The following is an 11,840-nucleotide window of genomic DNA, read 5'->3' as shown; positions in this document are numbered from 1 at the left end:
TTGGCGCCTGACGCGGCACCGCTATATATAGTGGCTGCAAGGTGAGGTCAAGCGCAGGGTTGCCCGCATACCGGCCTCAAGGCTTGGAAAAAATGCTCTCCTCGGCCTGCACCAAAGCAAAGCGTGGCACCTGTTCGCCGTCAACCTCGACGGACTCCTCGAACATGCTCAAGGGACGCACCCAAAAGCCGTAATCGCCATACAGGGCTTGATAGAAGACCACTTCTTCCTCGGTCTCGGAATGCCGCGCAATGCTGAATACGCGGTACTGCGGACCTTTGTAATGCTGGTAGAGCCCAGGTTGTATCGGCATGTCTTGGCCCTCACTCAAATCTTTTCAAAATAAAAACAAAATTTTTCTACTAAACCCGGAAAAAACAAAAACCGGGGCACTTGGCCCCGGCTTCCATCAACGCAACGCTTAGACGCGTTCGAAGACAGTGGCAATGCCCTGGCCGAGGCCAATGCACATGGTCGACACACCAAAGGTGCCGCCATTCTGCTTCATGACGTTGAGCAGCGTGCCGGAGATACGCGCACCGGAGCAACCGAACGGATGACCCAGGGCGATCGCGCCGCCGTGCAGGTTAACCTTCTCGTTCATCTTGTCGAGCACTTTCAAATCTTTCAGCACTGGCAAGGCCTGTGCGGCGAAAGCTTCGTTGAGTTCGAAGAAGTCGATATCGGCAATACCCAGGCCTGCACGCTTCAAGGCTTTCTGCGTGGCCGGTACTGGACCATAGCCCATGATCGCCGGGTCCACACCCGCCACGGCCATCGAACGAATCACCGCCATCGGCTGGATACCCAGGTCCTGGGCTCGCTGGGCCGACATCACGATCATGCACGAGGCACCATCGGTGATCTGCGACGAGGTACCGGCTGTCACGGTGCCGCCCTTCGGATTGAATGCCGGCTTGAGGGCCGCCAGGCTTTCCAGGGTGGTTTCCGGACGAATGGTTTCGTCGTAGTCGAACAGCTTCAGGAAGCCGTTCTCGTCGTAGCCCTGCATCGGGATGATCTCATCCTTGAACTTGCCTTCCACGGTCGCCTTGTGGGCGAGCTGGTGGGAGCGCACGCCAAAGGCGTCCTGCTGTTCGCGGGTGATGCCGTGCATTTTGCCAAGCATTTCCGCAGTCAAACCCATCATGCCCGAGGCTTTCGCCGCGTACAGCGACATGTGCGGGTTCGGATCGACGCCGTGCATCATGCTCACGTGGCCCATATGCTCGACACCACCGACGACGAACACGTCACCGTTACCGGTCATGATCGCCTGGGCGGCGGTGTGCAGTGCGCTCATGGACGAACCGCACAGGCGGCTGACGGTCTGGCCCGCCGCCGTGTGAGGGATCTGGGTCATCAGCGAGGCCATGCGGGCGATGTTCCAGCCCTGCTCCAGGGTCTGGTTCACACAGCCCCAGATCACGTCTTCGACTTCGTTGGGGTCGACCTTGACGTTGCGTTCCAGCAGTTTGCTGATCAGGTGCGCCGACATGTCTTCGGCGCGGGTGTTGCGGTGCATGCCGCCCTTGGAGCGGCCCATCGGCGTACGACCGAAGTCGACAATCACGACGTCTCTAGGATTCAAGCTCATAAATGTTCTCTCGCTCTAGTCGTTGGGCGCTTAACCGAAGAAACGCTGGCCGTTCTTGGCCATCTCACGCAGCTTCGCGGTCGGGTGGTACAGCGCGCCCAAATCAGCGTACTGGTCAGCCAGGGCAACGAACTCGGCGACACCGATCGAATCGATGTAGCGCAGCGCACCGCCACGGAATGGAGGGAAACCGATACCGTAGACCAGACCCATGTCGGCTTCGGCGGCGGTCTCGACAATGCCGTCTTCCAGGCAACGCACGGTTTCGAGGCACAGCGGGATCATCATCCAGTTGATGATGTCCTCGTCGGTGACTTCGCGCTGCTCGTAGACGATCGGCTTGAGCACTTCCAGCACCGACGAGTCGGCGACTTTCTTCTGCTTGCCGCGCTTGTCGGTCTCATAGGCGTAGAAGCCCTTGCCGTTTTTCTGGCCCAGGCGCTTGGCTTCGTAGAGCACGTCGACAGCCGAACGACGATCGTCCTTCATGCGGTCCGGGAAACCTTCAGCCATGACGTCGCGACCGTGGTGGCCGGTGTCGATGCCGACCACGTCCATCAGGTACGCCGGGCCCATCGGCCAACCGAATTTTTCCATGATCTTGTCGATGCGCACGAAATCCACGCCAGCGCTGACCAGCTTGGCGAAACCGCCGAAGTATGGGAACAGCACGCGGTTGACCAAAAAGCCCGGGCAATCGTTGACGACGATCGGGTTCTTGCCCATTTTCTTGGCGTAGGCCACGGTGGTGGCAACGGCATGCTCGCTGGACTTCTCGCCACGGATCACTTCCACCAGCGGCATCATGTGCACCGGGTTGAAGAAGTGCATGCCGACGAAGTTCTCCGGACGCTTGAGGGCCTTGGCCAGCAGCGAAATGGAGATGGTCGAGGTGTTCGAGGCCAGGATGGTGTCCTCTTTGACCTTGTCTTCGACTTCAGCCAATACCGCCTGCTTGACCTTCGGGTTCTCGACAACGGCTTCGACCACCAGGTCGACATGGCCGAAATCGCCGTAGGACAGGGTCGGACGAATGCCGTTGAGCACTTCGGCCATCTTCGCAGCGGTCATGCGACCTTTGTCGACACGACCGACCAACAGCTTGGCGGCTTCGGCCAGGCCTTGCTCGATCCCGTGTTCGTTGATGTCCTTCATCAGGATCGGCGTGCCTTTGGACGCAGACTGGTAGGCGATACCGCCACCCATGATGCCGGCGCCGAGCACGGCGGCCTGCTTCACGTCACTGGCAATTTCGTCGTAGGCCTTGGCCTTTTTCTTCAGTTCCTGGTCATTGAGGAACAGACCGATCAGGCTTTGCGCAGCCGAGGTCTTGGCCAGCTTGACGAAGCCGGCGGCCTCGACTTCCAGAGCCTTGTCGCGCCCGAAGCTCGCGGCTTTCTGGATGGTCTTGATCGCTTCGACCGGCGCCGGGTAGTTCGGGCCTGCCTGACCGGCCACGAAACCCTTGGCGGTTTCGAAGGCCATCATTTGTTCGATGGCGTTGAGCTTGAGCTTTTCCAGCTTCGGCTGACGCTTGGCCTTGTAGTCGAACTCGCCGCTGATGGCGCGCTTGATGGTTTCAAGGGCCGCTTCCTGGAGTTTGCCAGGTTCGACCACGGCATCCACGGCACCGACCTTCAGCGCGTCTTCAGCACGGTTTTCCTTGCCGGCGGCAATCCACTCGATGGCGTTGTCGGCACCGATCAGGCGCGGCAGGCGCACGGTGCCGCCGAAGCCTGGGTAGATACCCAGCTTGACTTCCGGCAGGCCGATCTTGGCCGTGGTGGACATGACGCGGTAATCCGCTGCCAGGCACATCTCCAGGCCGCCACCCAGGGCGATGCCGTTGATGGCCACGACGGTCGGTACGTTGAGGTCTTCGAAATCGCTGAAAATACGGTTGGCTTCGAGGTTGCCAGCGATCAGTTCGGCATCGGGCAGCTTGAAGTTGTCGACGAATTCGGTGATGTCGGCGCCGACGATGAACACGTCCTTGCCGCTGCTGACGATCACACCCTTGATCGAAGCATCTGCCTTGATAGTGTCCACGGCCTGACGCAATTCATTCAGGGTTAGACGGTTGAACTTGTTGACGGACTCACCCTTGAGGTCGAATTTCAATTCGACGATGCCACTTTCAAGAGCCTTAACCGTGATGGCTTTACCTTCGTAAATCATCAACTGATCTCCACGATATGGAAGCTGAACAGTACACGTTGAACGCTGACCACTGGTTCGGCATTGACGTTTACCGTCGATGCCACGCCAATCCGCCAGGCACACCCGTCAACGCGATAGTCGGGGTCTGTAGGAGCATTCTGAAAATACAAACGCTCAATTCATACGCCCGTTTGATTTGGGTACGTCACCTTCACGGAATTTCCGACAATTGTCAATCGCCCTAAACACGGGCGTGAACGCGACTTCACGGTCATTTCCGTACCATACGGATCCGCAACACGGCGCCGCATGCATAGCTATTCATAGGATCAATAATTAGAAAAATCGCCCTAATTCCAGACAGACTGGATCCAGCCGTCTACGCTGTCGGGACGCGATTGAAGATTGGGAACAAAGGACGTTACGAACGCACGCCCTGACATGAGATTGATTACCGGCCTGCCTGGCCAACCCGCCCGATGAGACTGTCGGGCTTTTTTATGCCTCAGGCCAGCGCCTTGAGCACCGCGCAAATATCCTGCAAAACAGTCGCTTCGCCCTTCTCGCCCCAGTACAAGGCAATCATTTGCCGATCGGCTTCAACCTTGTAGACGTTGGCCGGCAATTTTTCGAAATGATTGAGCAGGGACTCATCCTGGCAGACTTCTCGCCACTGGTTGACCCAGACGCCTGGCGCAGTCTGCCAATAGCTCCAGACAGCCGGTTCCTTGCCGCGCCGAGGCCGGTGGTACTGGGCACAGGGGTTTGGCGGCTGCTGGCCGAGCCAGTGCGGCCACTCCTGCGGCGCCAGCTGCATGGCCAGGCCCAGGCGTCGCGCCTCCATGCGCAGGGCCATGCGACCGCTCTGGACACGGGACGGTCGCAACCATGCCAGCGGACTTAACACCACCAACAGGATTGACACCACTATCCAGACCGTCATATTCGTACTCCCGAATTCTGATGAGCCCATTGAGCCACGTCGCCGTCAATGCGCTTGAAACCAGCCATACTTACCGTATCGCAATTCTCTGGAGTGCCTTCCATGTACTACAACCACGTTCTGGTCGCCGTTGACCTCACTGAAGAATGCGATCCCGTCGTCAAACGCGCTCGCGCCCTGTGCGACGGCAGAGACACCAAGCTGTCGCTGGTGCATATCGTCGAGCCGATGGCCATGGCCTTTGGTGGTGATGTGCCGATGGACCTTTCCCAGTTGCAGCAACAGCAATTCGATCAAGCCAAGGAACGCCTTGAGCGACTGATCGTGAAGTACCCTGACCTGAAAAAGGAAAACTGCCACCTGACCTACGGCCAGCCGCGCCAGGAGATCCATCACCTGGCCAAGGAGCAGGGTTGCGACCTGATCGTCGTCGGCAGCCATGGCCGCCATGGCCTGGCGTTGCTGCTGGGCTCGACCGCCAACGACGTGCTGCATGGCGCGCCTTGCGACGTGCTGGCGGTGCACCTGGTCAAGCGCAGCTGATTCACCCAAGGAACTCACTGAACCTGTGGCGAGGGAGCTTGCTCTCGCTTGAGTGCGAAGCACTCACCGCCAGGGGCCGCTTCGCAGCCCAGCGGGAGCAAGCTCCCTCGCCACAGTCATTGAGCGTGCGGGTTCAAGCGTCCAGCTCGGCCCAGCGCTCGACCAATGCATCCAGCTCAGCCTGCAGTTGCTCCAGGTGCGCAATCACCTTGGCGGTTTCGGCAGCAGGTCGCTGGTAGAACCCGGCGTCAGCCATTTCGGCTTCTACCGCTGCGATCTGCTGCTCCTTCGCGTCGATCTCACCCGGCAAGGCTTCCAGTTCACGCTGCAGCTTGTAGCTGAGCTTTTTCTTCGCTGGGGCCGCGGCGGCGACCGGAGCAGGCTCGGCCTTGACCACCGCCGAATTCAGGTCGGCCTTGCCGGACTTGCTCTCGGTGACCCCCAGCAGACGCGGCGAGCCGCCCTGGCGCAGCCAATCCTGATAACCACCGACGTATTCGCGCACCAGGCCTTCGCCTTCGAACACCAGCGTGCTGGTGACCACGTTGTCGAGGAATGCCCGGTCGTGACTGACCATCAGGACGGTGCCATTGAAGGTCAACAACACCTCCTCCAGCAATTCCAGGGTTTCCACGTCCAGGTCGTTGGTCGGCTCGTCGAGCACCAGCAGGTTCGCCGGCTTGCTGAACAACTTGGCCAGCAACAAACGGGCGCGCTCACCGCCCGACAGCGCCTTGACCGGCGTGCGGGCACGCTGGGGGCTGAACAGGAAATCGCCGAGGTAGCTCAACACGTGACGGCTCTGGCCATCGATATCGATGAAATCGCGGCCTTCGGCCACGTTGTCGATCACGGTCTTCTCCAGGTCCAGCTGATGGCGCAACTGGTCAAAGTAGGCGACGTCGATCTTCGTGCCCTCTTCCACCTTGCCGCTGGTCGGCACCAGGCCGCCGAGCATCAGCTTGAGCAAAGTGGTCTTGCCGGTACCGTTGGCACCCAGCAGGCCAATGCGATCACCCCGCTGCAGCACCATGGAGAAGTCCTTGATCAGGAACGGACCGCCAGGGTGGGCGAAACTCACGTTCTCCAGGACCATGACCTGCTTGCCGGACTTGTCAGCGGTATCCAACTGAATGTTGGCCTTGCCGGTGCGCTCGCGACGCTCGCTGCGCTCCATGCGCAAGGCCTTGAGCGCCCGCACACGACCTTCGTTGCGGGTGCGCCGCGCCTTGATGCCCTGGCGGATCCAGACTTCTTCCTGGGCCAGCTTCTTGTCGAACAGCGCGTTGGCGGTTTCTTCCGCTGCCAGCGCCGCTTCCTTGTGTACCAGGAAGCTGGCGTAGTCGCCGTTCCAGTCGATCAGGCCGCCGCGGTCCAGTTCGAGGATGCGGGTTGCCAGGTTTTGCAGGAAGGAACGGTCGTGGGTGATGAACAGCACCGCCCCCTGGAAGTCCTTCAAGGCTTCTTCAAGCCAGGCGATGGCGCCGATGTCCAGGTGGTTGGTCGGTTCGTCGAGCAGCAGCAGGTCTGGCTCGGACACCAGGGCCTGGGCCAGCAGGACGCGACGACGCCAGCCGCCGGACAGCTCGGCGAGGGTCTTGTCGGCAGGCAGTTGCAAGCGACTCAGGGTGCTGTCGACCAATTGCTGCAACCGCCAGCCATCACGGGCTTCGAGGTCGTGCTGCACGTGCATCAACTTGTCCAGGTCAGCGTCGGTGACGATGTTCTGGCTCAGGTGGTGATACTCGGCCAGCAGCGCGCCGACACCGTCCAGGCCTTCGGCGACCACATCGAATACGGTCCGCTCGTCGGCCACCGGCAGTTCCTGGGGCAATTCGCCGATTTTCAGGCCTGGCGCGCGCCAGACCGAGCCGTCATCGGGCTTCTGATCGCCCTTGACCAGCTTCATCATGCTGGACTTGCCAGTGCCGTTGCGGCCGATGATGCACACCCGCTCACCACGGGCGATCTGCCAGGACACCTTGTCCAACAACGGCATAGCGCCGAAAGCAAGGGACACATCGCTGAATTTGAGCAGGGTCATGAGCTTCTCCAAAAACCGGGCGCGCATTCTACCTGAGATGAGGCCTCAGGGGTCCGCCAATTTCGCCACCGAAGCACTCTGCATGACAAATGTTGCGAACTTGCACCGGCGGCCCTGCAAAGCTTTCGCCGGCTGCTGGCAAAAGGCTAAGCTACAGACAGTTACCCTGGGTTACCCCTTGGGCTTGTCATGTTTTCTATGCCCGGACGTCTCATGCGCAGTCGCCTTTTCAGTGTTTTATCGTGTCTTTTTGTATGTGCCACTGCCGTTCAATCCGCGCAGGCGGTGGATATCTCCACTCAACGCCAATATTACGACGAGGCCAAGCGTGCCTTGGCCAAGGGTGATTCCGGCCCTTACTTTCGCTACAGCCAGGCCCTGCGCGATTATCCGCTGGAACCCTACCTGGCCTACGACGAATTGACCGCTCGCCTCAAGAGCGCCAGCAACGCCGAAATCGAGAAGTTCCTCGCCGAACACGGTGATCTGCCCCAGGCCAACTGGATGAAGTTGCGCTGGCTGCGTTGGCTGACCGAGCGCGGTGACTGGGAGACCTTCGTCAAGTATTACGACCCCAAGCTCAATTTCACCGAACTGGACTGCCTTAACGCCCAGTACCAGCTCAGCCATGGCTTGAAGGCCGAAGGCTATGCCAATACCGAAAAGCTGTGGCTCTCCGGCAAATCCCAACCCCAGGCGTGCGATGCCTTGTTCGGCCTATGGGCCTCCCAGGGCCAGTTGACCGAACAGAAACGCTGGGAACGCACAAAACTGGCGGCCCAGGCCCGCAACTATCCGCTGGCCAACAGCCTGGTCAGCGGTCTGACCACCCTCGCCCCCCGCGGCAAGCTGCTGGTGGACGTGGCGCAAAAACCCGAGTTGCTCAACCAGCCCTCGCGCTTCACCCCGGCCGATGAACCGATGTCTGACATCGTCAGCCTCGGCCTGCGGCGCCTGGCCCGCCAGGATCCGGAAAAGGCCATGGCGCTGCTGGACGGCTACGCCAGCACCATGCATTTTTCCCGTGATGAAAAAGTTGCGATTGCCCGGGAAATCGGCCTGACCCTGGCCAAGCGCTTCGACAGCCGGGCCTTGGACGTGATGACGAAATACGACCCGGAACTGCGCGATGACACCGTTTCGGAATGGCGCTTGCGCCTGCTGCTGCGCCTGGCCCGCTGGGACGATGCCTACCAACTGACCCGTCGCCTGCCCGAGTCGCTGTCGAGCACCAATCGCTGGCGGTACTGGCAAGCCCGTACGCTGGAACTGGCGCAGCCGCAGAATCCCGAGGCGCTGGCGCTCTACAAGCACCTGGCCCGTGAACGAGATTTCTATGGCTTCCTGGCCGCCGACCGCTCCCAGTCACCGTACTCGCTCGTCAACAAGCCGCTGGTGATGAGCCAGGCGCTGATCAACAAAGTGCGCAACACCCCTGGCGTGCGTCGGGCGCTGGAATTTCATGCCCGCGGGGACATCGTCGACGGGCGCCGCGAGTGGTATCACGTCAGCCGGCATTTCAACCGTGACGAAATGGTCGCCCAGGCGAAATTGGCCTACGACCTGAAGTGGTATTTCCCGGCCATTCGCACCATCAGCCAGGCCAAGTACTGGGACGACCTGGACATCCGCTTCCCGATGGCCCATCGCGACACCCTGGTGCGCGAAGCCAAGGTCCGCGGATTGCATCCAAGCTGGGCGTTCGCCATTACCCGCCAGGAAAGTGCGTTCATGGACGATGCTCGCTCCAGCGTCGGTGCCGCCGGCCTGATGCAACTGATGCCCGGCACTGCCAAGGAAACCGCGCGTAAGTTCAGCATTCCCCTGGCCTCGCCGCAGCAAGTGTTGAACCCAGACAAGAACATCCAGCTCGGCGCGGCCTACCTGAGCCAGGTCCACAGCCAGTTCAACGGCAACCGTGTCCTGGCCTCGGCGGCCTACAACGCCGGCCCCGGTCGCGTGCGCCAGTGGCTGCGCGGCGCCGACCACTTGAGCTTCGACGTCTGGGTCGAAAGCATTCCTTTCGACGAAACCCGCCAATACGTGCAGAACGTGTTGTCGTACTCGGTGATCTACGGCCAGAAGCTCAACTCGCCGCAACCGCTGGTAGACTGGCATGAGCGGTATTTCGATGATCAGTGAGGGTTAGCGGCAAGCGTTGAGCTTCAAGCGGCAAGCTGTTCCTCAAAAGCAAAAAAAGCCCGTATCGAAAGATACGGGCTTTTTTTGATCGGCTGTCTGGACCTTGCGGGAGCAGTTCTCAGTCAGCTGTCGACTCCTGCCCCACATTGAACTGCAACGCTGCCAGCCGCGCGTACAGCGCATTGCTGGCGACCAGCTCCTGGTGAGTGCCCACGGCAACCACCTTGCCCTGATCCATCACCGCGATCCGGTCAGCGTTTTTCACCGTGGCCAAGCGGTGGGCGATGACCAGGGTCGTGCGGTTTTTCATCAGGTTGGGCAGGGCTTGCTGGATCAGGTGTTCGCTTTGCGCATCGAGGGCACTGGTGGCTTCGTCCAGCAGCAGGATCGGCGCGTCCACCAGCAATGCCCGGGCGATGGCCAGGCGTTGGCGCTGGCCGCCGGACAGACCCTGGCCACCGTCGCCCAGGTGGGTCTGGTAGCCGCCGGGCATTTTTTCGATGAAGTCGTGGGCGTGGGCAATCTGCGCGGCCTCACGCACCTGCTCGGACGTTGCCCCAGGGTTGCCGTAGCGAATATTCTCTTCGACCGTGCCGAAAAACAGCGCCGGGTTCTGTGAGACCAGGGCGAAGTGGCGGCGCAGGTCCAGCGGATCGAGTCGAGTCAACGGCACGTCGTCGATCAGTATCTGCCCTTGCACCGGATCGTAGAAGCGCAGCAGCAGGTCATACACCGTTGACTTGCCCGCACCGGAAGGCCCGACCAGGGCCAGGGTCTCGCCGGCCTTGATGGTCAGGTCGAGACCGTCGACCGCATAACTGTCCGGCCGGGAGGGGTAGGAAAAACGCACGCCTTCGAGGCGCAGATCGCCTCGAACGCGCTCCGGCAACGTGACAAGGCCTGAAGCCGGTGGCTGGATGATGTTCTGCGAACGCAGTAACTCGGCAATGCGCTCGGCAGCACCCGCCGCCCGTTGCAGCTCGCCGATCACCTCGCTCAGCGTGCCGAAGGCACTGCCGACAATCAGGCTATAGAACACAAATGCCGCCAGCTCACCGCCGGAAATCCGCCCGGCGATCACATCCATGCCGCCGACCCAGAGCATCACCCCCACCGCGCCCAGCACCAGCACGATCACCAGGGTAATCAGCCAGGCCCGTTGGGCGATGCGCTTGCGGGCGGTGTCGAAAGCCTGCTCCACCGTCACGGAGAATCGTTGTTCGTCCTGGACCTGGTGGTTGTAAGCCTGCACGGTCTTGATCTGGCCAAGGGTTTCGGAGACGTAGCTGCCGACGTCGGCAATGCGGTCCTGGCTCTGGCGCGACAAACTGCGCACCCGACGACCAAAGACCAGGATCGGCGCCAATACCAGCGGCAGGGCGATCACCACGATACTGGTCAACTTGGGATTGGTGATGAACAGCAGCACGATGCCGCCCACCACCATCAAGGCGTTGCGCAAAAACAACGACAGCGACGAACCGATCACCGATTGCAGCAAGGTCGTATCGGCGGTCAGCCGCGACTGGATTTCCGAACTACGGTTGTTTTCATAGAAACCGGGGTGCAAGTACACCAGATGGTTGAAGACCTGCCGCCGGATATCGGCCACCACCCGCTCGCCGATCCAGGACACCAGGTAAAAACGTGCAAACGTACCGATCGCCAGCCCCACCACCAGCACCATGAACAGGCCGATGGATTGATTGAGCAGGTGCGGTGAGCGGGTCATGAAGCCCTGGTCCACCAGCAAGCGGATGCCTTGGCCCATGGACAAGGTAATACCGGCAGTGACAATCAAGGCCAGCAAAGCGCCGGCGACCTGTTTACGGTAAGGGGCGATGAAGCCGCTGGCCAGGCGTATGGCACGGCGATGTCGGGAAGAAAGCATCAAGGGCATCCGATAATGCAGCAGGAAAAAGGCCGGCCAGCGACGCCAAAGCGTAGCGGAGCCAAGTTGAATCAGAATGAGTCAGGTTAAATATGACCACAACGACTAGAGGCTAGATGTTATCGGTCTAAAGTCTGGCTGGAAACGCAACTGTGTTTCTGATTGAGTGGAGGTGTCGCCATGAACCTACAAGGAGTGTCATGGCTCGGTCACCTGGCGACATTAAAGTAGGCACACAACCTGATGAGGAGACAGGCCATGTCCTTGCAACACAGCAGCGACGACAAGATTCAAGTAATCCGCACGCAACCGGACCAGTCTCTGGGCTGCTCGTTCATCGATGCCCAAGGGCGCGAAGTACCGATCACCGAAGACATGATCCAAAAAGCCTGCAGCGAGCTGGAAAAACGACTGGTCAAGCCTGCCGAACAAAAGTGATACAGCCCGTCTTCAATTGGACCCGACCTTGATGTCGGGTTTTTTATGCCTGTTGATTTTGCAGGAACCTGTGGCGAGGGAG

The 11,840-nt window shown here is 60.3% G+C and carries 9 protein-coding genes; 3 read left to right on the top strand and 6 right to left on the bottom strand.

The features are described from left to right. Positions 1–76: 76 nt before the first annotated feature. The 4 genes from BLO97_RS11325 to BLO97_RS11310 form a co-directional block, all read right to left on the bottom strand. Complete coding sequence (locus tag BLO97_RS11325) at positions 77–313, bottom strand: DUF1653 domain-containing protein (protein WP_003199644.1); 237 nt, start codon at positions 311–313, stop codon at positions 77–79. A gap of 108 nt (positions 314–421) precedes the next feature. Further along, the gene (gene fadA / locus BLO97_RS11320; RefSeq protein ID WP_024618393.1) at positions 422–1,597 is read right to left on the bottom strand and encodes an acetyl-CoA C-acyltransferase FadA; all 1,176 of its coding nucleotides are present in this window, start codon (positions 1,595–1,597) and stop codon (positions 422–424) included. A gap of 30 nt (positions 1,598–1,627) precedes the next feature. Then, complete coding sequence (gene fadB / locus BLO97_RS11315) at positions 1,628–3,775, bottom strand: fatty acid oxidation complex subunit alpha FadB (protein WP_092345907.1); 2,148 nt, start codon at positions 3,773–3,775, stop codon at positions 1,628–1,630. A 487-nt stretch (positions 3,776–4,262) separates the two neighbouring features. After that, the gene (locus tag BLO97_RS11310) at positions 4,263–4,700 is read right to left on the bottom strand and encodes a hypothetical protein (protein WP_003199638.1); all 438 of its coding nucleotides are present in this window, start codon (positions 4,698–4,700) and stop codon (positions 4,263–4,265) included. Between the two features lie 102 nt (positions 4,701–4,802). On the opposite strand from BLO97_RS11310, the gene BLO97_RS11305 reads away from it, so the two are divergent. Then, complete coding sequence (locus BLO97_RS11305) at positions 4,803–5,243, top strand: universal stress protein (protein WP_063322188.1); 441 nt, start codon at positions 4,803–4,805, stop codon at positions 5,241–5,243. Positions 5,244–5,376: 133 nt separating this feature from the next. Here the strand turns inward: BLO97_RS11305 and BLO97_RS11300 are convergent, their stop codons facing one another. Then, positions 5,377–7,287 carry an ATP-binding cassette domain-containing protein gene (locus BLO97_RS11300; RefSeq protein WP_092345905.1) on the bottom strand — a complete coding sequence of 637 codons (1,911 nt, stop codon included), beginning with the start codon at positions 7,285–7,287 and terminating at the stop codon, positions 5,377–5,379. 213 nt (positions 7,288–7,500) lie between these two features. On the opposite strand from BLO97_RS11300, the gene BLO97_RS11295 reads away from it, so the two are divergent. After that, positions 7,501–9,429 (top strand): transglycosylase SLT domain-containing protein, encoded by a 1,929-nt coding sequence (locus tag BLO97_RS11295; protein ID WP_092345903.1) that lies wholly within the window; start codon positions 7,501–7,503, stop codon positions 9,427–9,429. Positions 9,430–9,547: 118 nt separating this feature from the next. Here the strand turns inward: BLO97_RS11295 and BLO97_RS11290 are convergent, their stop codons facing one another. Beyond that, positions 9,548–11,329 (bottom strand): ABC transporter transmembrane domain-containing protein, encoded by a 1,782-nt coding sequence (locus BLO97_RS11290; RefSeq protein ID WP_175489840.1) that lies wholly within the window; start codon positions 11,327–11,329, stop codon positions 9,548–9,550. Between the two features lie 249 nt (positions 11,330–11,578). Here BLO97_RS11290 and BLO97_RS11285 point away from each other — a divergent pair, with 249 nt between their 5' ends. After that, positions 11,579–11,758, top strand: coding sequence for a PA1571 family protein (locus tag BLO97_RS11285; RefSeq protein ID WP_003199629.1), 180 nt, complete (start codon positions 11,579–11,581; stop codon positions 11,756–11,758). Positions 11,759–11,840 lie beyond the last annotated feature (82 nt).

Source organism: Pseudomonas sp. NFACC05-1 (assembly GCF_900100135.1).
Taxonomy (GTDB): Bacteria; Pseudomonadota; Gammaproteobacteria; order Pseudomonadales; family Pseudomonadaceae; genus Aquipseudomonas; species Aquipseudomonas fluorescens_Q.
Note: the sequence above shows the minus strand (reverse complement) of the source record. Positions and strands in the feature narration are given on the sequence as shown.